The 25269-nt window shown below is 47.4% G+C and carries 18 protein-coding genes and 1 pseudogene; 17 read left to right on the plus strand and 2 right to left on the minus strand.

Translation table 11 applies throughout. The annotated features are described in order from the left end of the window. The first annotated feature begins 96 nt into the window (after nucleotides 1–96). On the plus strand, nucleotides 97–4383 hold the full coding sequence (locus AZ66_RS29765) for an Ig-like domain-containing protein (RefSeq protein ID WP_052648485.1): 4287 nt from the start codon (nucleotides 97–99) through the stop codon (nucleotides 4381–4383). A 150-nt stretch (nucleotides 4384–4533) separates the two neighbouring features. Here the strand turns inward: AZ66_RS29765 and AZ66_RS33550 are convergent, their stop codons facing one another. Together AZ66_RS33550 and AZ66_RS33555 are read right to left on the minus strand one after the other, a co-directional pair. Then, nucleotides 4534–5166 (minus strand): chitinase, encoded by a 633-nt coding sequence (locus AZ66_RS33550; protein WP_331436899.1) that lies wholly within the window; start codon nucleotides 5164–5166, stop codon nucleotides 4534–4536. A 13-nt stretch (nucleotides 5167–5179) separates the two neighbouring features. Beyond that, nucleotides 5180–5770: a hypothetical protein gene (locus AZ66_RS33555; protein ID WP_331436900.1), complete on the minus strand. Its 591-nt coding sequence runs from the start codon at nucleotides 5768–5770 to the stop codon at nucleotides 5180–5182. A 243-nt stretch (nucleotides 5771–6013) separates the two neighbouring features. Here AZ66_RS33555 and AZ66_RS12070 point away from each other — a divergent pair, with 243 nt between their 5' ends. From AZ66_RS12070 to AZ66_RS12150, 16 genes and pseudogenes are all read left to right on the plus strand, one after another. Further along, nucleotides 6014–7081: a methionine ABC transporter ATP-binding protein gene (locus tag AZ66_RS12070; RefSeq protein ID WP_044355078.1), complete on the plus strand. Its 1068-nt coding sequence runs from the start codon at nucleotides 6014–6016 to the stop codon at nucleotides 7079–7081. Further along, nucleotides 7078–7677, plus strand: coding sequence for a methionine ABC transporter permease (locus tag AZ66_RS12075; protein WP_442950287.1), 600 nt, complete (start codon nucleotides 7078–7080; stop codon nucleotides 7675–7677). Before AZ66_RS12070 ends, AZ66_RS12075 begins: the two co-directional genes overlap by 4 nt. Before the next feature lie 168 nt (nucleotides 7678–7845). Next, nucleotides 7846–8307, plus strand: coding sequence for an S-ribosylhomocysteine lyase (locus AZ66_RS12080; RefSeq protein ID WP_021256872.1), 462 nt, complete (start codon nucleotides 7846–7848; stop codon nucleotides 8305–8307). A gap of 5 nt (nucleotides 8308–8312) precedes the next feature. Beyond that, the gene (locus AZ66_RS12085; RefSeq protein WP_044355079.1) at nucleotides 8313–9083 is read left to right on the plus strand and encodes an SDR family NAD(P)-dependent oxidoreductase; all 771 of its coding nucleotides are present in this window, start codon (nucleotides 8313–8315) and stop codon (nucleotides 9081–9083) included. Nucleotides 9084–9131: 48 nt separating this feature from the next. After that, nucleotides 9132–9980, plus strand: coding sequence for a MetQ/NlpA family ABC transporter substrate-binding protein (locus AZ66_RS12090; RefSeq protein WP_044355083.1), 849 nt, complete (start codon nucleotides 9132–9134; stop codon nucleotides 9978–9980). A 13-nt stretch (nucleotides 9981–9993) separates the two neighbouring features. Continuing rightward, on the plus strand, nucleotides 9994–10716 hold the full coding sequence (mtnN, locus tag AZ66_RS12095; protein ID WP_044355085.1) for a 5'-methylthioadenosine/S-adenosylhomocysteine nucleosidase: 723 nt from the start codon (nucleotides 9994–9996) through the stop codon (nucleotides 10714–10716). A gap of 786 nt (nucleotides 10717–11502) precedes the next feature. After that, nucleotides 11503–14550, plus strand: a complete 3048-nt coding sequence (locus AZ66_RS29770) for an NPCBM/NEW2 domain-containing protein (protein WP_052648486.1) — start codon at nucleotides 11503–11505, stop codon at nucleotides 14548–14550. A 429-nt stretch (nucleotides 14551–14979) separates the two neighbouring features. Then, the gene (locus tag AZ66_RS31875; protein ID WP_231586843.1) at nucleotides 14980–17820 is read left to right on the plus strand and encodes a DUF4855 domain-containing protein; all 2841 of its coding nucleotides are present in this window, start codon (nucleotides 14980–14982) and stop codon (nucleotides 17818–17820) included. Nucleotides 17821–18003: 183 nt separating this feature from the next. After that, a complete protein-coding gene (gene sigK / locus AZ66_RS12115) occupies nucleotides 18004–18708 on the plus strand; it encodes an RNA polymerase sporulation sigma factor SigK (protein WP_044355087.1) in 705 nt (234 codons plus the stop codon). 248 nt (nucleotides 18709–18956) lie between these two features. Then, nucleotides 18957–19616 (plus strand): carbohydrate-binding family 9-like protein, encoded by a 660-nt coding sequence (locus tag AZ66_RS12120; protein WP_052648487.1) that lies wholly within the window; start codon nucleotides 18957–18959, stop codon nucleotides 19614–19616. Between the two features lie 449 nt (nucleotides 19617–20065). Then, on the plus strand, nucleotides 20066–20563 hold the full coding sequence (spoVAC, locus tag AZ66_RS12125) for a stage V sporulation protein AC (protein WP_044355089.1): 498 nt from the start codon (nucleotides 20066–20068) through the stop codon (nucleotides 20561–20563). Nucleotides 20564–20608: 45 nt separating this feature from the next. Continuing rightward, complete coding sequence (gene spoVAD / locus AZ66_RS12130) at nucleotides 20609–21631, plus strand: stage V sporulation protein AD (RefSeq protein WP_044355090.1); 1023 nt, start codon at nucleotides 20609–20611, stop codon at nucleotides 21629–21631. A 6-nt stretch (nucleotides 21632–21637) separates the two neighbouring features. Further along, nucleotides 21638–21988, plus strand: a complete 351-nt coding sequence (gene spoVAE / locus AZ66_RS12135; RefSeq protein WP_021256860.1) for a stage V sporulation protein AE — start codon at nucleotides 21638–21640, stop codon at nucleotides 21986–21988. Nucleotides 21989–22260: 272 nt separating this feature from the next. Further along, nucleotides 22261–23217, plus strand: coding sequence for an AAA family ATPase (locus AZ66_RS12140; protein WP_044355091.1), 957 nt, complete (start codon nucleotides 22261–22263; stop codon nucleotides 23215–23217). Between the two features lie 3 nt (nucleotides 23218–23220). Further along, nucleotides 23221–24516, plus strand: coding sequence for a DUF58 domain-containing protein (locus AZ66_RS12145; RefSeq protein ID WP_044355092.1), 1296 nt, complete (start codon nucleotides 23221–23223; stop codon nucleotides 24514–24516). Continuing rightward, nucleotides 24513–25269: pseudogene (locus tag AZ66_RS12150) on the plus strand (transglutaminase TgpA family protein); the annotation flags it as partial. The gene AZ66_RS12145 and the pseudogene AZ66_RS12150, both read left to right, overlap by 4 nt.

Below are 25269 nucleotides of genomic sequence, written 5' to 3' on the forward strand. Positions count from 1 at the left end.
AGCAAGGCATCTAGGTCAATGCAGTAAGATCAATGCTGTCAGCTCAATAGAGCTGGTTTAAGGCAGCAATAACAAAGAATGCGAAGGGGGCTAATCATGTTCAGGAAGATATCGGGTGCAAGATTCACTTCGATAGCGCTTGTTCTTGCAATGATGCTCAGCTTGTTCACTAACGGCGGTACGACTCAAGCCCAAGGGTCAGTTGACAATGACAATCCACTTGCATCAATTAAGCTTTCTGCTGATGAGGCCGCATTGCCTCTGGACGGTGTGACGCAGCTGCAGGTTACGGGCTGGTTGAAGGATGGCAGTGAGATTGACTTGCGGCATGATCCGAAGGCAACCCTTGCATACAGCGCTCCTATCGACATGTTCACCATAGGGGATGATGGACTAGCAAGGGCAGGGACGCAGGATGTTGGTGAAGTCGAAATCGGTGTGGAAGTAGTAAGAGAAGGCATTCGTTTGACAGATACGTTCAAGGTGATAATCAAGCCTGAGCCTGCACGGCCATTTTTACGGGATTACACGAGCGCCTTAACGATGAAGCTCTATTTGGGAGACAACGGGAAGATAGAATTAACGCTGGACGAAGCGCTGGAAGCGATCAAGAAGATGGATCACATGACGCGCGGCATGCCGAAAATCATCTATTTGGTTGGCTGGCAGCATGATGGGCACGATTCGAAATATCCAGATTGGAATGTCGTCAATCCGAAGCTGAAGCGACCAGGTAATGCTACTGCGCTGGACAGCTTGAAATGGTTCATGGATGAGGCGGAGAAGTACAATACGACGATCAGCTTCCACATCAATATGACGGACGCCTATCAAGATAGCCCGCAATGGGAGGAATTCGTCAACAAGGATCTCATTCGCAAGGAAGAGAACGGCGAGCTTATTAAAGGAGGCCTTTGGGTAAGTGGCCAGAGTTATAAAATAAATCTAACACGCGCTTGGGAAGCAGGAATATTCCAACGCAATATCGATGACTTGCTTACCAAGATTCCGGAGCTGCGTCGAGGAAAGACGATTCATATCGATGCATTCGTAACGAGTCCAGTAGAGTGGGCTCCTTCCGTTGGTAATGCAGATCCATATCATAAGACAACGTATCACCAGGAAAGTGAAACGCAGAAAAAGATCATGCGTTACTGGCGTGATAAAGGAATGGACGTTACGAGTGAGTATTTCCATGGCTACCGTGGTGACCCGTTATTTGGTATGCAGCCGATGGCGTGGTGGGCGGATTGGCGTTCGATCGACAGTCAGATGAAGCTGCCAGCTGCGATTGCTGTAGGCGGAAAGGGCGGCAATGAGCTGTTCGGCACGAGCATGCATGGCGAAGACATTGTCAAAAAAGACAAGGTGAGGCTGACGGGATTTTTGCAGGAATTCAGTACAACTACGCTGCTCTGGCAGTATCTCAATCAATTCGAACGTCTCTCTTATAATGAACCAACGAGCACCGTGCAATTTTCAGATGGAGTGACGAGTTCTAAGCAGAGTGGGAAGCGCGTCGTGAAGCACAGCGATGTGACGATTGCAGATGGTACGGATATGTTCGTACCCGCCTTATGGCGCAAGGATAAACCTGAGATTATCGCGTTCAGCCAGGATGGCTACAAGGATAGAAGCTGGAAGCTGCCTGATGGATGGGCGAGCGTGCAGGCGGTTGACGTGTTTGAGATCGGTCTGGGATTGCCGAGATTGATCGAGCGAGGGCTGCCGACTGCTGGGGGAGCCGTCACATTATCCTTAGCAGCGGGAACGACAGTATTCCTTGCTCCAGCGAATCAGGAACCATTGGATCCGATACAGATAATCGCTGCGGGATTGAAGTCGGCTCCAGCGCCTGCGAAGAATGCGACTCGTCTAACGCTGCCACAGGTACCAGAGGGCTACGAGATTGAACTGCTTGAATCCAAGCGTCCGGATATTATTGACCATACTGGACTCATCTCGCCAACGAGCCAAGCGGAAGAAGTTATGCTTATCTTCCAAGTAAAGCGGAAGGCAGACGGTGTGAGTACCCATACGGCTGCAATCCCTGTTATCGTGCCGCCAGGAAGCGTCGTGAATATCAACGACGTGTATGATGCGAAGAATGCTGTATTGACAGGCAATGCGATACTGCGAAGCAATGGCCAGTTTATGACTGGGAGTGTGGTTGGATTTGTCGGCGGGCCTGTTGGAAACAACAACACCGTTACCTTTCAACAAGTCAACGTGCCTGGGGATGGCGTCTATGAATTGCAGATAGAGTATGCAACAGCCGTGCCTCGTTCGGTGTTCGTGCGGGCGAATGAGGAGCAAGGGATCGAAGTGCCACTGACGGGGACGGATTGGAATAAAGCACAGCTCAAAACCATTCAGCTTGTGCTGAAGAAAGGCTCGAACTCCATTACTTTATATAATCCGACGGAATATGCCCCTGATATGGGGTCGATTATTGTGAAATCCATTACTCCACACGTGATTGCAGACTGGATTACCTCCATCCAGCCACCTGGGAAGAACGACAAGATCGTAACGCTTCCTTCTGTGCCACAGGGCTTCACAGTCTCGATTAAATTGTCGGACAACGAGAAGGTTATTAAACCGGATGGTACGATTGTTCGTCCAGCCGCGGATCAGATCGTTCATCTTATTTTGCAAGTGACTCGAAATTATGATGGCGTAACGGCTGAGACGGTCGCAATCCCTGTCATCATAGCTGGAGAGCCTCAAATAATCAGTGTTGCTCCGATAGTTGTGGATACGGAAGTCGGGAAGCCTCCAGTGCTGCCGTCAGTCGTGACAGCGACGTATTCGGATTTGACGGTAGCGGAGATCTCTGTCGTGTGGGATGTGATTGAGGCCGAGCAGTATGCGAATGCGGGAACATTTACGGTAACAGGGACGGTTGAGGGTACGAATATCCAAGCCGTTGCAACGGTTTATGTCAAAGAGTCGCCTGTACAGACACCATATATTACGAGTCTATCACCAGTATTCGTAGAGACAGTAGTCGGAACACCACCAGTGCTGCCGTCAGTCGTGACAGCGACGTATTCGGATTTAACAGTAGCGGAGATATCTATCGAATGGAATCCAATTGAGGTTGAACAGTATGCGGAGGCGGGAACATTTACAGTGACGGGATCGGTTGCGGGTACGGATCTTCAAGCGATCGCGACGGTTCATGTCAAGGAGTCACCTATACAGACACCACATATTACGAGTCTATCACCCGTATTCGTAGAGACAGTAGTCGGAACACCGCCAGTGATGCCGTCAGTCGTAACCGCTACGTATTCGGATTTATCGACGATGCAGGTATCCGTGGTGTGGGATCAGATGGATGCTAGTCTGTATAGCAAGGTCGGAAGCTTTACTGTAAAGGGAGCTGTTGAAGGCACACTGTTGAAGGCAGAAGCTACGGTTACGGTGAAGACGGATCAGGGGAATGGAAATGAAAATGGGAATGCATCTGGGAACGGAAGCAGTTCCAATAGTAATACCTCATCACCACCATCAGTGAAAGGACCTGAGAAGCCTAAGCCTGGCAAAGAGCGCGGAGAGATGAAGCTTATGGAGCTGCCATATAAGCCGACAACTGAACAGCTGCAGCATCCACATTATTTATCTGTGGTGCGGGTGTATAAGGATGGGAGTACCACACCGGTTGCATTCAGCATCTATGACCCTTCAGCACTCAAAGTGAAGTTTCTCGGGTACGAGGGTGAGGACTACAAAGCTGTGTACAAGGAAGCAAAGTTCATGGATTTGCAGAAGCATGCTTGGGCGAAGGAGGCCATTGAAGCACTTGCCTCACGCGGTGTGCTGGATGGCGTATCGTCCTATCGGTTTGCACCCGAACAAGAGATAACACGCGCTGAGCTGGTCGTGATGCTCGTCCGTATGCTCGACCTCACTGCGGAAGCGGATTCGAATTTTGCTGACGTCAATCCATCTGCTTCTTACTACCATGACATCGCGATTGCCAAAAAAGCTGGGCTTATTCATGGGGTTACGGATAAGGAGTTCCAGCCTGAGGCGAAAGTGACGCGGGAGCAATGGATGACCATCACCGAGCGTGCGCTGCGCCAAATGAAAGTCATCAATTCATCAGCAAATGGCGACGAATTGAATGCATTTACGGATCGTAAGCAAATTGCAAACTTTGCACAGCAGGGTGCAGCAGCACTTGTGAAGCTGAAATTGATCGAGGGCTCTAACCAGCAGCTTTTGACCGAAAAAAACGACAAGTCGTGCCGAAGCTGCGATCGTGCTGTATCGAATCATTCCTTTGGTATTACAGAAGTAAGTACAGAAGATGATTATGACAACAGCCTTCTCCTCGTAATAGGGAAGGCTGTTCATGTTTACATTAGTAGCTGATAGTTTCTGATCTGTATGGTGCTCCTTGGTAACTTAGATGTTGAGTAAATGATTGAATGGATTGGATGTTTGAATGATTATATGCCTGAATGTGATTGCCCCTCGATCTTGTTGTTGGTAAGTTGGCTATTAACTTGTTTCTACGTATGATCAAAAAGGTTGCATGCCAAGCGTGTTGAGCTTCTCGCCTGTAACATCCACCCCCATTTTGGTCGTGATGTCCAAGTAGTGGCCGATGCGGCGCTTAATGGCTCCATTTGATTCATCCAAATTAGCTTCCAGACCATTCAGTACCATGATGCTAACCCCGAATCCTGCGGGACCTAATCCTTTGTCTTTTTCCTCTCCAGCGGGCTTCCATCTGCCAATCATAACATCATGGGCAGAAGGCTTCGGGGCTTGCGGCGTCATCCAGAATAAGATAGCGGTTGCAAAACCAAGCTTGCCGTCGGCCGCAATCCATTCCGGATTTCGAAGCAGCACGTTCTTATCACCGTATATAATGGCACTCATTAACCCGTAATTGAAATTCCAGCTCAGCATGATTGGCCCACGGCCGTAGTATCTCTTGCCTGGCACACCGGGATATTCCTTGCTGCTGGCAGGATCTACGAACTCCGATTTATTCTGTCCCGTTCTGCCAGCGATGTTCTCATTCCAATAGAGCCCCCAGCGCAGCATACCTCCCGGAGCCGCGTCCCAACCTCCGCCAGTCTCATGAGACAGATTGGCGAGCAGAGCCGCTAGATCGCGCTTTCGATCCTTCTCCAATCCTTCATTCAAGAAGGCGCCGTAATCAACGATTTTCGTGATGATGCGTTTGGTTTGTTCTCTGGTGTATTGAAGTCATCGGAGCGTACAATGAGCGTTTCGGTTTTTCCCTTTTCTCTAAACGATAAATTTCTTGAGCAGAATAGTTGCCTTCCCGATACGAGACCTTGTATTTCACATTGGCGACAAGGCTGACGGCATTGATGAGATTTTGATAGGAGTAGTAGTCGGTCTGATTGGGATTATAGTCTTTCTTATCTTTGTTGAAGGCATGCCATTCTTTCGAACCAAGGCGCATTGGGAATAACGCTTCGTATTCCTTCTCGGGGAGTGCGGAACAGACGGCCTCAACCGCCTTGTCTGCGGTATAGTCAGGATCGATTCCATCCCACTGTGATTCAATCTGCTGTCTGGTCAGAATGCGGCTGTCGCCAACGGACAAGCTGCTGTCCTGTAAGTATACAATTTCTGCTTTGCCCGAAACGGAAGAAGTTTCAGCTGCTAAGGCAGAGGCAGTTGTGAATCCGAGTGAGGTGAGAAGCAGCGTGGAGCAGAGTGTCAGCAGCAGCGTGCACCGAATCCATTTCTTTGAAAGCGGATACGAAACGTTGGACATCAATACATCCCCTTTATTATCGAATAAATGCAATCTTTATCGATACATATTTATATCGCTTTCATTTTGGAATATGACAAGTAAAAGAGACGAAATTGGAAGACTCCAACATGGAGCAAAAATGGAGATGAAGGTATGATTATACTTACATATAGTAATTCCGACTATTCTGGTGTATAATTACGGAAATAAAATTTTCGGTAATCCGGCAGTACATAGAACGATCAGGAAGGGTTGGACATCATGATCTCATTATCGAATATTAGGGTAACGTTTGACATGGGCTCTCAATCGGTTACTGCTGTACAGGATGTCAGTCTGCATGTGAACGCGAGTGACGTATACGGCATTGTTGGATACAGCGGAGCGGGGAAGAGTACCTTGGTGCGTGTCATTAACTTGCTGCAGCGGCCTGCATCAGGAAGTGTAGAGGTGAACGGTAAGGACTTGCTGGCTCTGAGCCCCAAGGAACTGCGGGCAGCTAGGAAGAAGATCGGGATGATCTTTCAACACTTCAACCTGATGAACTCCAGAACGATCTATGACAATGTAGATTATCCGTTAAAGAGCTCCAAGCTTTCGAAGCGTGAACGCTCGCAGAAGGTGAAGGATTTGCTCGAATTAGTAGGGCTATCAGATAAGTTGGATGCTTATCCCTCACAATTGTCAGGGGGGCAGAAGCAGCGGGTGGCGATTGCTAGAGCGCTGGCGAATGATCCAGAAATCCTATTATGTGATGAAGCAACGAGCGCCTTAGACCCTAAAACCACACTATCCATATTGGAATTATTGAAGAAATTAAACCAAACCTTAGGGTTAACGATCGTGCTCATTACGCATGAAATGCAAGTGGTCAAAGAAATTTGCAATAAGGTTGCCGTAATGGAAGACGGTCGGATTATCGAGCAGGGCGATATCGTATCGATCTTTAGCCGTCCGCAAAATGCGTTAACTCGAGATTTTATTAATACGGCTACTCATATTGAACAAACGCTGGAGAAGCTCTCCCAGCATCCGTCATTGGTGCAGCTGAAGAACAACGATATTTTGTGCAAGATATCCTACATTGGCGATAGCACAAGCGAGCCGATTATCTCAGCGCTTACCGCTCGTTATCGGGTAACGACCAACATCTTATATGCGAATGTGGAGATTCTACAGCAGACGCCTATTGGCAATTTGATTGTGGTCATGTCGGGATCAACTAGCGATTTGGAAGCGGCACTCGAATATCTACAGTCGATTCAAGTTGCGGTGGAAATAATTGATTCTCGTCTTGTGCAGAACGTTAAGGTAGGTGAAACGGTATGAGTGAGTTTTTGATGAATAACTTCCCAAACATTTGGAATTTAAGAGAAGAGATTCTGATCAGCATCTATGAAACGATATACATGGTGGTCGTAACCTCTTTATTCTCGGTACTTTTCGGCCTTTTGCTAGGTGTAACCTTGATTGTAGTTGAGAAGGGCGGGATTTTAGAAAACAAGCTCGTTTACAGTGTCTTGGACAAAGTCATTAATCTATTTCGCTCTATTCCGTTCATTATTCTTATCGCGGTTGTCGTTCCACTTACCCGCCTTATTGCGGGGACATCGATCGGCATGCAAGCAGCAATTGTGCCATTAGTTATCGGGATCGTTCCTTTTTATGCGAGACAAATTCAAAATGCGCTGGTAGAGGTAGATCCCGGGATCGTGGAAGCAGCTCAGTCGATGGGATCAGGGCCGATTGAGATCGTGTTCCGTGTCTATTTGAAGGAAGGATTGAATGCGATTATCCGCGCTTCCTCCGTGACGGTTATTAACCTGATCGGGCTGACGACGATGGCGGGGGCAATTGGCTCGGGTGGCTTGGGCAGTCTGGCAATCAGCAAGGGGTATAATCGGTTCCAAAATATATCACCATAGTTGCTACCATCTTGATTTTAATTCTGGTGTTTGTGTGCCAATTCATTGGCGACTATTTTACGAAGAAGACGATGCATTAGCAGCGGATTAGTGAACTCGATTTATGCAGTATGCACCTTAGGTGCGTACTGGATTAAATACATACTACAGACAAAGGACTGAAGAACAATGGCAAAAGTAGAAAGCTTCCAACTGGATCACACAATCGTAAAGGCTCCTTATGTAAGAGCAGCAGGAGTTGAACATGATGAGAAAGGCAGCACTGTGCAAAAATACGATCTGCGCTTTTTGCAGCCAAATAAAGACGCAATTCCAACGGCAGCGCTTCACACGCTTGAGCATCTGCTTGCTACGTATATGAGAGACGAAATTAAAGGGATTATCGATATTTCTCCGATGGGGTGCAGAACGGGATACTATCTGATTCTGTGGAACGAGCACAGTCCGGAAGAGATTGCTTCCGCTTTGGAGAGAACACTGAAGCGTGTACTGGAGACAACAGAGGTTCCTGCTGTATCCGCACTGGAATGCGGCAACTACAAGGATCATTCTCTCTTCTCTGCGCAAGAATATGCGAAGATTGTGCTGGAAGCGGGAATTAGCAGAGATCCGTTTGAAAGAGTGCTGTAATCGCGATGATTACGCTCAATCTATCGCATCAGACAGCGATTGTCACAGGCGGGAAGTCAGGCATAGGGCAGGGTATCGTGCAAATCTTGCTGCAAAGCAGTGCTACGATCATCTCTGCTGATCTGGCGTACGAAGCTGATTATCGAGAAGTTGACGGTCAGCTCATCGAGACGAAATTGGATTTGTCCAAATCCGAGGATATTGATCGCTGGTCCAGATTGGTTGTAGAGAATACAGGGATTCCCGATATCGTCGTGAACTGTGCGGGTACTTCCACAATGGATTACGTGATTGACAGCAAGTTGGAGGACTGGGAGAAGGTTTTCTCCATTAACGCTACGGGGCTGTACCTGGTCTCCAAAATATTTGCCAAAGCAATGGTTGATGCCGGGCAGCCGGGCAGAATCATTCAAATTGCTTCCCAAGCAGGAAAGAACGGCTACCGGGCTATGGGCGGTTATTGCGCAACCAAGCATGCTGTTCTTGGCTTGACGAAGGTGATGGCGATCGAGCTGGCGCGGCATAACATTCTTGTGAATGCGGTATGTCCGGGAATTGTGGAGACACCAATGAAGCATCGGGAGCGGATTGAAGGTGGAGTCATCCGTGGTATGACAGCAGAGGAAATCTATGCGGAGGATTGTTCGCAGGTTCCGCTCGGAAGAACCGCTGAAGTTCAGGATGTGGCCAATGTTGTGCTGTTCCTGGCAAGTCCGTTGTCCTCGTATATGACCGGCCAGGCGATTAATGTAACAGGCGGGATGACGATGCATTAAGCAAGAAAAGCTCTTATCTTTATTTTACATATAGGGGGAGTAAATCGTATGACTAAAAAGAGAGTATGGGGCGGATTAGCGGTTGGTTTGGCTTTGACACTGGTGTTGGCCGGCTGCGGAGGCAAATCATCAGGCGATGCTGGGAAAATCGTGATCGGTTCTCAGGGATCGGACGCTCAGATTTGGAAGCATATCGCGCAATCTCAGGCGGCGAAGGACGCGAAGCTCAATATCGAAGTCAAGGAGATCAATGGCGGAGTAGAGCTGAATAACGCAACCAAGGATGGGGAAGTAGACGTCAACGCATTTCAATCTTGGGCGTACTTGGTCAGCTACAATAAAGACAGTAAAGCTGATCTTGCAGCAGTAGCGACAACTTATCTAGAGCCGATGGGAATCTATTCGCAGAAGATCAAGGATGTTAAGGACGTTCCAGATGGTGCTCTTGTTGCTCTGGCGGATAACCCAGCCAACACGGCAAGAGGATTAAGCTTGCTGCAGGCAGCAGGGCTCATCAAGTTGAAGGATGGGTTCGACCTTGGAACGGGTTCAGAAAGTGATGTTGTAGAAAATCCAAAGCATCTGAAATTCAAGCTAATTGATGATACGACAGGCCCGCGGGTCATTCAAGATGTGGATTTGGTATTGATCGGGAATACGGTTGCGATGGAAGGCGGATTGAACGTATTGAAGGATTCGTTGTTCCATGAGGAGATCTCTGTGGATACCAAGCACAATATCAACGTGCTCGTGACGACCTCCGGCAAGCAGAACGATCCAGGCATTTTGAAATTAGGCGAGCTGTACCACAACGAAGATACGCAAAAATATATTGAGAAAGAGTTCGGAGGCACAAAAGTACCTGTAGAAAAACCGATCCCCTATCTGAAAGAATAGTGAGGCTGGCTTCATGCGGATTGCGATTATAACAGCGATGAAAGAAGAAATGGCTCCTTTTCGAAGCCAGTCACAAATTACAGCAAGAATACAGGTAGGCAAAGTCATTATCGAAGAAGCGATGTACCAAGGACAATCCTTGATTCTAGTGGAGAGCGGGATTGGCAAGGTCAATGCAGCAGTGGCGGCGACGCTTGTTATTGAGCGGTATAAGCCGGATGTGATCATCAATTCCGGGTCGTCAGGAGCATTTGGCGCAGGATTGGACGTTGGCGACGTCATCATTGCTACTCAGTATGTGTATGGCGACGTCGATGCCACCTGCTTTGGTTATGAGCCCGGTCAGGTTCCGCAAATGCCAGCCAAGTACGAGACGGATGCGGAGTGGTTGAAAGTGGCGCGACAAACTGCGGCATCTGCCGAGCTTCCATACGCCCTTGATTTTGGATTAGTGCTGACATTGGATTCGTTCATGAGTGAGTCCGAGCGTGTGGAGGGGATTAAATCCACTTTCCCTCTGGTGAAGGTATCCGATATGGAAGTGCTGGCGATTGTACAGTCAGCAGCGCAATACGGAATTCCGGTATTATCCGTCAAGGCAGTCTCGGACATTGCCGGACATGGCGATGTTACGGCGAACAGCTTCGATGATAATCTGGATGTCGCTGCTGATCATGCTGCGCACTTCACTGATTTGCTAGTTCAGCGCCTTCGATCCATTGGGATTGCGTGCTGAGCAATTGATAAAGATAAGATAGACCCGCTAACGGTACGTACGAAAGTACGCATTGTTGGCGGGTTTTTAGTTTGCATGATTTGTTTTATACAGCAAAGTGTTTATATGGGTAATATCGGAGGGGCTTTTGTTGTAGCCCAATCCGGTAGAGAATTGGTTTAACCTTTGTACATGGTGATATTCGTTCTACAGCAGCCATCACAACTTACTTCTCTTCAAAATAATAGCGGATGTTGTGTTCTAATAATAACGGAAAATAAGCTGAATTAAACGAACGATATTACCAGATTATTAATTATACAATCGTATAGGATATACAGTAGTTACCAGATTACCACGAGTGTAATTCCGATAATCGATACTTGTATCATAGTTTCTTTCCTCCCTGTGTATTTTCTGACTTTTCACTTCATGCTTCTTCTCTCTTGTAATTCGTTTACATTTGAATCCACTATTTTATTAAATGAAAGAACATCGTTTTACAAAATTATTGCCCGTGAAAATCTTTGTTTTCTTATGGAAGCGAAAACTAGGTTGGTCTGCAGCACCGACTTGTCTTACTTGATCTCTAATGATGTGCTTGCAGGTAACGTCTTTATGAAAATACCGAAATCGCTTACAAATAGCTTTATACCGGATTTCGCAAAAGGGGGGATCAAAATCGAGCATTCACCCGGGACAGGAAAAATCATTGTAAAGAAGAAAGGAGGCTAGGTCTGTACTTATACCGACTGTTGCATTTGGCAACCCGCACGATAAAAAATAAAAGAAAGGATGATAGTTATAATGAACAACCCTTGTTTTCAAAAGTTGTGGGCAAAGCTTTTGTTTTTGTTTGTGCTGTGCATTGGTTTGTTAGGGTTCAATTATTCGCAAGCCTATGCGCTTGACAATGGGCTTGCGCAAACGCCTCCAATGGGCTGGAACGGTTGGAACGCCTTTCATTGTGACGTGAATGCCGTTCTCGTGAAGGAAACGGCAAAAAAGATGGTTGATTCCGGGATGAAAGAAGCGGGCTATCAATACGTTAATCTCGATGATTGTTGGATGCTTAGTGAGCGCGATGAAAACGGAAATTTGGTTCCCGATCCGGCAAAGTTTCCAGACGGGATTAAGGAAGTCGCCGATTATGTTCACTCTCTCGGTCTGAAAATGGGCATTTACGCAAGCGCAGGGAACAGGACTTGTGCGTGGTATCCGGGGAGCCTCAATTATGAAGAGAAGGATGCCCAACTTTTTGCCGAATGGGGAATCGACTATGTAAAATATGATAATTGTGGCGACCCTCTGGGTCAACCGCTACAGGAACGCTATGCGAAGATGCGCGATGCGCTTGCAGCTACAGGACGAGACATTGTTTTCAGTATGAGCGTTGGAGGAAACGAAAATCCGTGGGAATGGGGCAAGCAGGTAGGCAATCTGTGGCGGATTACTGGCGATATCAGTGATTCGTATGAAAGAATGTTAGTCCATATCCTTAGGAATTTTGAACTGTATCCGTATGCCGGTCCGGGCTATTGGAATGATCCCGACATGTTGGAAATCGGTAATGGGGCCATGAGTCTAGAAGAATATCGTACTGAATTTAGTCTTTGGTCCATAGTTGCTGCCCCATTGCTCGCGGGTACCGATTTACTGAATGCTTCCCAAGACATTTTAGATATTTATGCCAATGGTGAAGTGACTGCGGTGAATCAGGATCCAATCGGATTACAGGGACGTCCAATCAAGCAGCAAAACGACGGTACTTTTGTATTGTTGAAACCGATGGCCAATGGGGACAAAGCCGTGTTGTTCTTCAACTCAACCGGTGCTCCAACAAATATGGAGATAAGTCTGAACCAATTGGGCATACCCCCCTCTGCAGACAATAAAACCTATTCGGTTCGAGATCTCTGGGCACATGCAACAACAACGACCACTGACAAAATCAGTGCTTCTGTCCCGGCTCACGGGACTATGATGTATCGCATCAGTCCGGGAACGAGCAATGTGGTTTCAACTGACGGATTTGAGCGTGTTATTAATAATGACGGCAAGGAAGTTTGGGTGAAATCGTTGTCTAATGGAAGCAAAATGATCACATTGGTCAACCGGACTACTGCACCGAAAACAATCACTGCTGAACCGGAAAAATTAGGTTTCAAGCATGCTCCGGTTTATTTGGCTGAAGACGATTGGACGGGCCAAAAAATGAGTTATGCCAGCAAAATTGTCTCCGACGTTGCACCATTTTCTGCGGTTACCTACCGTGTAACACGGGGAACACCGAACGAGGCGCCTTCTGCTGTTGGCATATCATTTGACGGACCTTCTATTATTGCCCCAGGTGAAACCAAAACGATCACAACAACGCTGACCAATTATGGAAGAGTGGCTGTTCATAATCTGAATCTCAATCTGCATGTACCGGCAGGATGGGAAGCAATCCCTGGTTCGGCCACCACATTTAATAACATGCCACCGCAAGGCAATAACAGTTCCGATACGGTGAGTTGGACGGTGACGGCTCCTCAAGACGCCGTAGTGGGCTGGAACCATCTTTCAGCGGATGCCACGTTTAATTCTGGTGGCGGAAATCAGGGACATGTACGCTCAGGATTATCCTTGCAAGTCCCATCCTCTCCTCCGACGGACGATGCATTTCTCAGCGACATGCTGTTTTACGGCAACGTTGCAAACGGTTGGGGTCCAGTTGAAAAGGATACAAGTGTCGGCGGGAGTGGTCAAGGAGATGGCAATATGATCACGCTGAACGGTAAAGGGTATGAAAAAGGATTAGGCGTCCATGCTTACTCTAAAGTTTCCTATTATGTTGGCAAACACTTTTCAAGGTTTATCTCTGATATTGGTCTAGACAGTGAAACTCAAGGGGCCTCTGTCATCTTTCGAGTGTGGGGAGACGGACAAAAGCTCTATGATAGCGGCGTAATGAAAAGTGACACGGATACCCAGCATGTAAATGTTGATGTATCCAATGTTGATATTCTTATGTTGGAAGTATTGGACGGTGGTGTTGGCAATAGTGCGACTCATGCTGATTGGGCTGGAGCTAAACTGTTGAAAGAGGTATTAATCGATGACATCAAGATCAACGGGGAATCCTTCTCAAGTTTTGATCAGGTAACGAAAGATTACTACATGACATATTTGGAAGGCACGATATCAGATGTACCTACGGTAGAAGTCATTCCGGCCAATAACGATGTCAAGGTAGATATTTCACCGGCTGAACAACTTCCAGGAACCACCGTCATTACCGTCACCTCGGCAGATGGATCAGTGACGAAAACGTATAAGATTCATTTTAATATCACTTCAAAATTGTATGTAAGCGACCTTCCGTGGATTTATGCGACGACTGGCTGGGGAACGATTCATCGAGATGCTAGTGTCGAAGGAAATCCGATTCGATTGTTTAGTGATTCGGGCATTGTCACCTATGATAAAGGAATTGGAACGCATGCGAATTCAGAAATCATTTACGACATTGCTGGGAAAGGGTATGGTCGCTTCCAAAGCTATGTAGGTCTTGATCAGGAATCAAACAACAACGATGCCGGATCGGTTCAATTTCAAGTGTGGGCCGATGGTGAAAAATTGTTTGATAGCGGGACGATGAGACGAGATACTCCCGCCAAGCTCGTTGATGTTGATATTAGTGGAAAGAAACAAGTAAAGTTAATCGTTACCGATGCTGGCGATGGAAATGGCAATGATCATGCCGATTGGGCGGATGCCCAATTTATTGCTGACAACACGGCTCCCGAAATCCATACAAAGATAAACGATGAGGATCTTCAAACCGAAGTGACTGTGCCTGATTCAAACTGAGGAGTTCACGTAGCATGATATAGGTTCTTATAGGCCGTGTCCAGTTTGGACTTGGCCTTTTTTTAAATGTCAGTTTTCGTATTTTCACAGACAGTAGAAAAGTGCTCACCAAATGCTCTATACCAGATGCTGCGAAAGGGGGGATCAAAAATCGAGAGTTCATCCAGAACAGAGAAAGGGGTGTGAAGGTTTCAGGTATTTCTGCACTCGAGAAAATGAAAAAGGAGCTGGAATAATGAATTCGAATAAAAATGGGGATCGATCCTGATTGCAGCTGTATTGCTGCTGACCTCAGTTTCTGTGGTGCAGGCGAGGTCAGCTTTTCCGACAGTGACCATAACAGAGACGGAAGATGCGATCCAGACAGAAGGGAATGACGCGGGAAATCCACAATTATTGGAACAACCAACGGATGACGGAGGGCCGGAAATGGATCAGGCAAATCAAACACAGGATGTACATCAAAAAGCAGCATCATCAGAGGATCAGACGAAATTCCGCAATCTTGCGTTAGGTCTTCCCTATGAATGGTCTGAACAGCCGGACGTAGCGCATCCGGACGACGGCTATAAGCTTACGGATGGAATATATGGCAAGTTGGATAGGAATGACTCGGCGTGGGTAGGACATGTGCGCGGAAAAGCACGTGAAGTCGTGTTCGATTTGGGCAAGGCAAAGTCGATCGGCAAGATATCAGCCCGCTTTTTTCAGGATTTTCCTACCAACTCCATCCTCGTGCCGCTAGAGGTATCAATGTATGTCTCCGACGATAAGGAGAATTGGGGCTTGCTTTCCCATAACGCCACCCAGCTGCTCTGGGGATCAGGTCCGCCTAGACAGGAGACCTTCACATGGGACGGCAGCCAAGACGGAATCAATGGCGGGAAAACGGATGGCAAGCTGGCTTATGCCCGGTACGTGAAAGTCATCTTTACGATGCATCCTTCACAATGGGAATACATTGATGAAATTGAAATAACGGGTACGGACGGCAAGGTAGACGGGGCAGTAACCGTTCCTACTGAGCAGCCTCATTTTCTGGAGCCGGGTGAAGCGACAGCTGGTATTCGGAATCTAAATTTGCTGTATAACGGACAGTATGCAAATGGTTTGGGTGATTGGAGTAAGGAGCGGATTATTCCTAACATCAGTTATGTGAATAAGGATGGCGAGCCTACCGATTGGCTTTTTGATGGCGTTTTATATCTCGGGCTTGCTTCACCTGCTGGCCGTGATTACGGCCTAGGGCAAACGAACTTAGAAGACTGGAAATGGTATTTAGATAAAACTTTTGCGGCCACGGGGGACATGCAGAACTTGAATGAGGCTACCAAGGAAGTCGGAGCCAAGCTGAACCAGCCTGATCATAAAGTGAAGGTTGTGTTAATGATTCCGGATCCAGGGGGATCCTTAACAGATTTTGGCGACGTTGACGGTACGGGTTCCTTGAATTTTAACGAATCCGTTGTCGGCAGAGATAAAGCGCTTGAAAACAGGGGAAAAGCGATACAGTGGTGGCTGGATCAGGTCCAGCAAAGATGGCAGGCGGCAGACTATTCAAATCTTGAGCTTGTCGGTATGTACTGGCTGCCAGAGCAAATCGATATAGGTGAAATGGGGCCAGACGTGGCTCGAATGATGAGTGAAAAAGTGCATGCCATGAATTTGAAGGTGTTCTGGATTCCTCACTCTTTGGCATACAAAATGTATATGTGGAAAGACGTTGGAATAGATGCTGCTGCTTATCAGCCGAATTACTTCTTCGGTGGAATGGATGTTGACCGTCTGGAGGATGCTGCGAATAATGCAAAGCGGTATGGGATGGGAAATGAAGTCGAGTTTGATGACGGGATGCTGACGGACGCCGTACTCCGCGAGCGTTTTATCGACTATTTGAACAGCGGTGTTGAAACGGGATTGATGCAAAATGGCTTTAGAGCTTATTACCAAGGAAATAATGCAGTTTACAACTTAGGAGTAAGCAAGGATCCAAGCTTGCGTTTAATGTATGACTGGCTGTATCAATATTTGAACGGAACATACGTCGTCCACAATAGCCCGGCGCCGGAGGCGGACATATTCATTAACGGACAAATTTTAAATGGCGATATGAACATACCGGCCTCGGAAACTCTTCAAATTACGTGGAAAATCAAAGACGACGATGGAAGCAATTTGGCGAAGGTAACGGTCTTGATTGATGGCAAACCTTACACACCGGGGACACCATTTGATCTGGCGGGTAAACCGGATAAACATCAACTGGTCGTCACAGTGGCCGCTGCCAAATCCAAGACGACGACTTACATCCTCAGAGCGGTAGCGACCGCCGATACGATGAAAACATATGTGGATCGATTCGCAGAACAGAATCAGTTTACGACAGCCGAAGCCCCTCATTCCCTGAACAATTATCTGGAACTGATGAAACGTTTTGAAGGAACAGATGCGGCGCAGTTTGACAAATACGTAAAAGGCTTTAATGTGAAACTAGAACAATTGTCGGCAGACCATATCATTTCGGATACGGCTTACGCCGCGTTGAAAGAAGAGATTTATAGTCTCGTTGGCAATCTGGCTGAAAATAAACCAGCAACTGCTTCTTCCGTAGAAGGTTCCCTTGCGAGATTGGCGCCGGAAAATGCGGTAGACGGATTCTCTTCGACAAGATGGTCGAGCGCCTATGTTGATGACACTTGGTTTCAAGTCGATCTTGGCGAATCCAAAGAATTCGATACGGTTAGCATCGACTGGGAGAATGCCCGGGCTAAAACCTACAAACTCCTTGTTTCCGATGATAATCAGAATTGGATCAGTGCGATCAAGGACAATGACGGAATCATTACTGCGCATGCCGGAAAAGAAAGCGTTCATTTTGATCCAGTCACAGCTAGATACGTCAAATTCCAAGGCGTTCAAAAAAATACGGAATACGGATATTCCTTCTTTGAATTTGGCGTATATAATCTTTCGGGAGGCGATATGGTCACACCGATTGATGGCGCAAGAGCTATGATAGATGTCGATGCGGGGAAATTAACGATCGATGGTCTGGTGATGAATGGAAGCCAGTCCAAAGTGAATTTGAAAGTACTCGATTCGAAAGGGAAAGTCCGGTACGAAGGCCAGACGACAAGCTCGGAAACGGGAAGATTCCAATTCACGATCAAGCTTGTTGGGAATCTAAAGGGAACGAACGACGCCTATCTTTGGATAGAGGGAATGTCGACGCCCGTGAAGTTTACATTCGACTACAGCAAGAAGAACTGATATTTCGCAAAAATAAAGCCATGGACGCAGCATTATTTCCACGCTGTGCTCCGTGGCTTTTGCTTTTGAATTGCGCCATATTCTTTTCCCCTGTACAGGCACGCATAGGCGGCTGCCCACATAGAATGTAACGTTCTCAATCGGAAAAATCATGAGGGTGTTTACGTCTTAGGAGGTGGAGTAATGCTTGGGTTTTTGTCGACGATCGCCATGTTCATTAAGCAGATTTCCTTATTGGTATCCTATGTTAAAAATAACGCGTTCCCCCAGCCATTAGCGGAAGAAGAAGAAATGAAACATTTGCGCTTGATGGCAGAAGGGAATGCACATTCGAGAAATATGTTGGTTGAACATAACTTAAGGCTTGTTGCCCACATCGTGAAGAAGTTCGATAATACCGGCGAGGATCTTGAGGATCTAATCTCGATAGGCACGATTGGATTGATTAAGGCGATCGAGAGCTTTCAGCCGAATAAGGGGACGAAGCTGGCTACTTTCGCTGCTCGCTGTATAGAAAATGAAATTTTGATGCACCTCCGTTCGCTGAAGAAGACACGCAAGGATGTATCGCTGCATGATCCAATTGGGACTGACAAGGAAGGTAATGAAATTACATTAATTGACATTCTCGGAACGGAAAGTGATGAGGTCGTCGAGAAGGTGCAGTTGAAGATCGAAAAGAGCAAAATTTATCGCAATCTGGATATATTGGATGAACGGGAGCAGGAAGTTATCCGGGGGCGGTTCGGATTAGATGGAGGCGGCGATGAGCGCACACAGCGGGAGATTGCGAAGGAATTAGGCATCTCGCGTTCGTATGTGTCACGGATAGAGAAGCGGGCGCTTATGAAGCTGTATCATGAGTTTTACAAAGTGAAGCGAGATTGATCTATGCAAATAAGCTGAGCCTGGTCATGAAGAAATCGAGAAGCCGTACAGAGCTGCTAGGATTGCCTTGCGGCTCTTTTTGGCGTGAGCGGATGGAGCACGATGTCGCAATCTCTTATTATTCACAACATATTCTATATGTACGACATATTCTATTGCTTGTATGCTAACACGTGATACCTATTTAACTCGAAATCGATTACACTTGTGCTAGGACAACAATGATAGAGCATAAGGAGAGAGAGCGAATGACATCGGCTAAGCATCAAGGAATGCAACATACAGAGAATGATTTGCATAGACCGCTGGACTATCCATGTACCTATATGCCAAGCGGCACACCAGATTGGAGCTTGACGGATACGGTAGAGCTTGTAGATGTGGTAACGGGGGCAGCTCCACGCCAACAGACGAAGGTAAGGGCTTGCTGGACAGATACGACCATCCATATGCAATTTGAATGCGAGGATGATTACATCGTCAGCCCATATACGGACCGGGATGACCCTTTGTACGAAGCGGATGTAGTAGAGTGCTTCATTGATCCTGACGGGGATGGCCGTGCTTATTATGAATTTAATGTAAGTCCGCATAATGTGATATTCGATGCTTATATTACGAACAATCCTGGGGAACCGAAGGGCTTCCATCCGGAATGGAATGCTGAGCAGCTTCTATCCTCTGTGTCGTATGTCAATGTTCCAGTACGCAGAGTGATATATGAATTGGCGATTCGCTTTGAGGACTTGGAATGTACTACACCAGAAGCGGGCTCTCATTTCCGTCTGAACTGGTTCCGAATTGATCAGGACAAACTAGGTGCTCGCACTTATGATGCTTGGGCCCCGACAGGTGCAGTTAATTTCCACATGCCAGAATGCTTCGGAACGATTCGATTTACGAAATAGAATAGTGGTTGATGTGAGCAAGCGCCTTTCAGGCCCGTACCCAGCTTCTGTGCTGTGGGGCTGAAGGGCGCTTATTTTGTATATAGCGAATGCACGAATGCTCAAGATATGGACATCCTGAAGGCCATTCTCCCTTAGCTTGTAGCGGAATATCAGGAACTGCATACACTAATGTATCGCATAGGGCCGTATCCAGTAATGCAGAGAGGAAGAGTGAATTTGGATAACAGGGTCATGGTACCGTTATTTAGCTGTATTGTGCTTGTTCTGTTCGTCCTGCTCGCTATTTGCTTGCTTCTGCTGCACCTGCAGCGACTGTTGTAGGCTGTGCATGAAGGCAGTATGAGATACATGACATATTCCATCTCCAAAAGACAAATACTGTGTAGGAAATGATGATGCATGTGAAATGATGATTGCTACACAAGTATGTTGCAGGAGGTGGAGATATGGCGTCATCAACGAAATCCGGAACACCGAAATGGAAATCAGGAAATTGGACGCTTTCTGAGCAAGAGTACAAACAAATCGCCAGTCGACGAGAGCCCGCGCGGAAGGTAGGAAAAAATTGCATTCGTGCGTTCCTCGTTGGCGGTACGATTTGTTTGATTGGACAAGTTATCCAGCAGCTATATATGACGTATTTAGGAATGAGCGAGAAGGAGGCAGGCAACCCAACAGTCGTCACCTTAATTTTACTGTCCGTCATCCTTACATGCTTCGGCGTATACGACAAAATCGCACAGTGGGCAGGCGCGGGTACGGCCGTTCCGGTTACTGGCTTCGCCAATTCCATGTGTTCGGCGGCATTGGAGCATCGCAGTGAGGGCTTAGTGCTGGGGGTAGGAGCGAACATATTCAAATTGGCAGGGTCAGTCGTTGTGTTCGGAACCGTAGCGGCGTTCTTCGTTGCGTTGATTTATTTGATCTTTGGACTCCAGCATTGACATGCTGCTGCATTATGAACGCATGCATGAGGAAGGGGGATTTGGATGCAAATCGGACGTCATACATGGCGATTCCAGAGTGAGCCAGCGATCATTGGTACGGCGACAGTTGTAGGTCCTGATGAAGGAGAAGGGCCGCTGTCTGCTGACTTTGATTATATACATGATACGCTTGATATGCAGGAGAAAAGCTGGGAGAAAGCCGAACGTAAACTGTTGGAGCAGGCGACGCAGCTTGCAATTGTAAATTCCCATATTACGCAGGACGAGCTGAACTTTTTTGTTGGCGGGGATTTGCTTAATCAGATTATTAGCAATTCCTTCGCAGCGCGTACCCTGGGAGTTCCTTATATTGGCGTGTTTGGTGCTTGTTCGACATCGATGGAATCGCTTGCGATTGCCTCTTTGCTTGTAGATTCGGGCAATGCGAACAAGGTGATGGCAGCTACTTGCAGCCACAACAGCACAGCGGAGAAGCAATTCCGCTATCCGACCGAATATGGTTCCCAGAAGCCGCCTACGGCGCAATATACAGTAACAGGTGCTGGAGCAGCTGTAGTTGCCAAGGTAGAGAAGCAATACTCATCCATGCCTCGTGTTATTGCAGCTACGATTGGCAAGATTGTCGATCTCGGAATTAAGGATCCATTCAATATGGGGGCGGCAATGGCTCCAGCCGCAGTCGATACGATCCAGACCCACTTAAGCGATCTGGATCGCAAGCCTCAGGATTATGACTTGATTGTCACGGGCGACTTGGCATCCATCGGTCTGTCGATCGCCAATGATCTGTTCCAACAGAACGGACTGCATATGGAGCGTACAACTTTCAATGATTGCGGCCTTATGGTATATGACTTGAACAAGCAGGCCGTACAAGCAGGGGGCAGTGGCTGCGGATGCTCGGCAGTCGTTACATACGGCCACATTCTGAAGCGTTTGCGCGAGCGGAAGCTGAGACGTGTGCTTGTAGCTGCTACGGGAGCACTGCTCTCGCCGCTATCCTTCCAGCAAGGGGAGACGATTCCTTGCATCGCACACGCAGTAACGATTGAAATGAAGGGATGAAGCAGGATGATATATGTGTGGGCATTTGTCATAGGCGGGTTAATCTGTGTAATCGGTCAGCTCATGTTCGATGTTGCCAAGCTGACTCCGGCGCACACGATGACGATCCTTGTTGTCGCAGGAGCGATTATCGACGGGCTTGGCTGGTATGAGCCGCTTATTAAATTTGCAGGAGCAGGGGTTACCGTTCCGATTACGAGCTTCGGCAACTCCCTTGTACACGGAGCCTTAACAGAGATTAAAGCTTCCGGGTGGGTAGCACCTGTCAGCGGCATGTTCAAGACAACAAGTGCAGGCATTTCTGCTGCGATTGTGTTTTCCTTTTTAGCTGCCCTTGTCATTCGGCCTAAGGGATGAGTGGAAGTTCAATTCAGATCTCTTCAATCGAATAAGGATACATGCAAAGTTCTGGCGCTATTTCGATGGTGTCAGAGCTTTTTTTGTTGGTGATCACAATCCATTGTTTAGTGGATAAAACGAAGATATTTGACAAGATTCGCCATGAATGGACATGTACGTTATTCCTTGAATGGTGTAAAATGAAAAAATGCATGTATTTTTAAAACGTTATCACGTGGAAAGTTACTAATTCTTCTACAAATGAATGAACCCAATAGGAGGTCGTTGCCATGTCATCCTACCAATCATTGCATGCCCTAATGCGAAAGATGCAATCGACATTGGAACGATGTATTTTAGGTAAATCCCAAGAAATTGAACTTCTGCTGACAGCGATGCTGGCCGGAGGGCACGTTCTTATTGAAGATGTTCCCGGGACAGGCAAGACCCAGCTCGTCAAATCGTTAGCTCGTACGATGAATGGTTTATTTCGGCGAGTGCAGTGCAACCCAGATTTGCTTCCAACAGATATTACAGGTGTATTCATATTTCATCCTAAGGATCAGCAATTTGTCTATCGTCCAGGCCCAATCATGGCGAATGTCCTGCTGGTAGACGAAATTAACCGTGCTACTACAAAGACACAATCCGCATTGCTGGAAGCAATGGAGGAACATCATATTACGGTAGATGGGGAGACTTTCTCTCTTCCTTCACCTTTCGTTATGTTTGCTACGCAAAATCCGATTGAATTCGAGGGTACTTATGTTCTTCCGGAAGCACAGCTGGATCGTTTCATGTTCAAGCTTAAGCTGGGGTATCCGGATGAGCAGACAGAGCGAACGATGCTGATTCGCCATGCGGAAGGTCTGCCATCGGAGAGAGCGGAGACTGTCACGGATATTGCCTCCATCAAGCTGATGCAGGAAGAAGTTCGCAATGTATATGTGGATGATGCAGTCGCGGCCTATATGATTGAGATTGTGCGGGCTACACGTGAACAAGCACATGTCCTGCTCGGAGCGAGCCCGCGCGCTTCCGTTGCATTGATGCAGGCTGCGAAGGCGAGAGCATGGATGCATGAGCGGAATTTCGTTACGCCTGATGATGTGAAGGAACTGCTTCCTTTTGTATTGACGCACCGGATTGTATTGCGCATGGAGGCGAAGATGGAGGGCATTTCAGCCCAGCATATTGTAAGCAGTATTACGGAACGTGTTCGTGTACCAATCCGATTGGGGACGTAGCATATGAGCCATTCGCAACGTATGTGGCAGCGCAAAGGGGCTCGCAAGCGAACGATTATAACGGTTGCCAGCATGTACGTCTCGTGTTTGTTCTATTTCTTATTTCAAGGTGGCAAGACGTCAGTCATGCTGCTAGCTATGGCGACTGTGCTGCTAGTGTATTGGGGTGTAGTATTAGTTGGCGGGATTCGCAACGTACGGGGAACAAGAATGCTTGGCGACGGATCAGGGGTCTTCTTTCCCGCCAATTCGCAATTATACGTTAACATCCGAGTCACTGTACCAGGTTGGCTGCCCATTCCTTACCTCGTTGTCCGTGATGAGCTCTGCCGTTTCGGCAACCGCTGTAATACGATGGAGTCAGCAGTTACCTTAGGCGCTGGCCGTTCGGCTGCAGTCACTTACCGGACTCCGTCTTTGGCAAGAGGATATTATGAATTTTCTCCAGCGTTATGCAGCTCCAAGGATCTGTTCGGGTTGTTCGAGCAGAGTGGAAGCTTGAATGCGCCATCCGCCTTCTATGTGATGCCAACTGTTATTCATATTCCGAGGTGGACACATGCGGAGCGACAGGTTGGTCACGGTGTGCATTCAGCATCTTCTGTCCGTCATCACAGAGAATCTTCACAACAGAATGGTGTGCGTGAGTATGTGTACGGAGATAAATTATCTCGCATTCACTGGAATGCAACTGCGAAGACGGGGATTTTGAAGACAAGACAGTTCGATCCAGAGTCCCAATCGCCTATCATTGTTGTGTTGGATTGCCGTTCAATTTCCTATGAGGGAAATAAAGCAGTGGCGGATGAAAAATTTGAAGCTGCTGTATCTGCGATGGCATCCCTTGTACAATACGGTGCTCAGTGTCAACGCCCAACCTATGTGGCGGCTATCGGGGAGCGATTGAATTGGTGGACGGCTGATCAGGCCAAACCAGAAATTGCTGTATTCCGACAATGGATGTCTACTGTGCAGCTGGAATCATCAGAAGAGCAAGAACAACAGCTTGCAGCACTTACTGAGCATGCTTCGATGCTTCATGGAGCTTCACTTGCCTTCATTAGCGGACATGCCTCCTCAGATGTGTTGATATATACACGGACATTATCGAAGCTGGGGTGTTCCGGGAGCTTTATTCATGTGAAGGAAGAGGTGTCAGATGTGAAGGAAGAGGTGTCAGCTCCGCATAACGAGAGGAGTCAATCTCTTGTACGCTTGCTGGCCTCTCAGCGCTTGCACTACATTTCCTTGTCTCAAGTACAGGATCTGCCGAAGCTTCTAGGAGGTGGGGCCGCATGAAGACGGAACAGCCGTACTCCGCTCGTACCTCAACCGTACAGAAGGCTGCAGATGATCGAATACAAGTGTGGTTGTCCTCCTATTGGACAGAGCGGATGATCTGGACCTGTATGATTGTGATGGTCTGGCAATGGCTTGTCATGCTGGAACCGTATTGGTTCGACGAGACGTTAGCCATGTCGCGCATGTTCATAATTGGATTATGGGGTGCAGTTATGCTCTTCCCATGCCAATTCATAGGCAGACTGATCATTGCTCTCCCAGCTTTATGCTATATCGTGTATCGGAATCTCGTACAATTTGATATATGGACAGATGGTGGTGAACGGTGGGACAAGCTTCTTCAATTCCACCCTTATATCTGGTTTCTGTTAGGACTGTGGTTAAGCTGCGAATCTCTTGTTATGCTCGTGCAAGGCAAGGCGCGCGTTCTCCTATGGCTGCTTGTCCAAATTATGATCTTCGGCATACTGGATTCATTTACCGACGAAATATTGTGGATGCAGGTGGCATGGATCGTTGGGGCGGCATTGATTTGGCTCATTTGTATTCACTATAAACAAATGAACACGGAGTATCCGAACATATGGCGCGGATCCGTTCGTTACCCGCTGCAAATGGGGCTGCTCGCTGTGTTCGTGATTTCTCTCATTATTTCTGTAGGGGTTAGTGTACCAGAAGTCAAGCCAATCTTGACTGACCCGTATACCGCTTGGAGCAATCGCTATGGCAATGGGAATAACCCTATGTCGG

Source organism: Paenibacillus sp. E194, from assembly GCF_000935845.1.
GTDB classification, from domain to species: Bacteria; Bacillota; Bacilli; order Paenibacillales; family Paenibacillaceae; genus Paenibacillus_B; species Paenibacillus_B alvei_B.

Excerpts from the sequence above, each read along its gene's own strand:
- mtnN (WP_044355085.1), top strand. The coding sequence starts at position 9,994 with ATGCGGATTGCGATTATAACAGCGATGAAAGAAGAAATGGCTCCTTTT.
- AZ66_RS12145 (WP_044355092.1), top strand. The coding sequence starts at position 23,221 with ATGAGCCATTCGCAACGTATGTGGCAGCGCAAAGGGGCTCGCAAGCGA.
- AZ66_RS12085 (WP_044355079.1), top strand. The coding sequence starts at position 8,313 with ATGATTACGCTCAATCTATCGCATCAGACAGCGATTGTCACAGGCGGG.
- AZ66_RS12140 (WP_044355091.1), top strand. The coding sequence starts at position 22,261 with ATGTCATCCTACCAATCATTGCATGCCCTAATGCGAAAGATGCAATCG.
- spoVAC (WP_044355089.1), top strand. The coding sequence starts at position 20,066 with ATGGCGTCATCAACGAAATCCGGAACACCGAAATGGAAATCAGGAAAT.
- AZ66_RS29770 (WP_052648486.1), top strand. The coding sequence starts at position 11,503 with ATGAACAACCCTTGTTTTCAAAAGTTGTGGGCAAAGCTTTTGTTTTTG.
- AZ66_RS29765 (WP_052648485.1), top strand. The coding sequence starts at position 97 with ATGTTCAGGAAGATATCGGGTGCAAGATTCACTTCGATAGCGCTTGTT.
- AZ66_RS33555 (WP_331436900.1), bottom strand. The coding sequence starts at position 5,770 with ATGTCCAACGTTTCGTATCCGCTTTCAAAGAAATGGATTCGGTGCACG.
- AZ66_RS12070 (WP_044355078.1), top strand. The coding sequence starts at position 6,014 with ATGATCTCATTATCGAATATTAGGGTAACGTTTGACATGGGCTCTCAA.
- spoVAE (WP_021256860.1), top strand. The coding sequence starts at position 21,638 with ATGATATATGTGTGGGCATTTGTCATAGGCGGGTTAATCTGTGTAATC.
- AZ66_RS12090 (WP_044355083.1), top strand. The coding sequence starts at position 9,132 with ATGACTAAAAAGAGAGTATGGGGCGGATTAGCGGTTGGTTTGGCTTTG.
- sigK (WP_044355087.1), top strand. The coding sequence starts at position 18,004 with ATGCTTGGGTTTTTGTCGACGATCGCCATGTTCATTAAGCAGATTTCC.
- AZ66_RS12080 (WP_021256872.1), top strand. The coding sequence starts at position 7,846 with ATGGCAAAAGTAGAAAGCTTCCAACTGGATCACACAATCGTAAAGGCT.
- AZ66_RS31875 (WP_231586843.1), top strand. The coding sequence starts at position 14,980 with ATGGATCAGGCAAATCAAACACAGGATGTACATCAAAAAGCAGCATCA.
- AZ66_RS12120 (WP_052648487.1), top strand. The coding sequence starts at position 18,957 with ATGACATCGGCTAAGCATCAAGGAATGCAACATACAGAGAATGATTTG.
- AZ66_RS12075 (WP_442950287.1), top strand. The coding sequence starts at position 7,078 with ATGAGTGAGTTTTTGATGAATAACTTCCCAAACATTTGGAATTTAAGA.
- spoVAD (WP_044355090.1), top strand. The coding sequence starts at position 20,609 with ATGCAAATCGGACGTCATACATGGCGATTCCAGAGTGAGCCAGCGATC.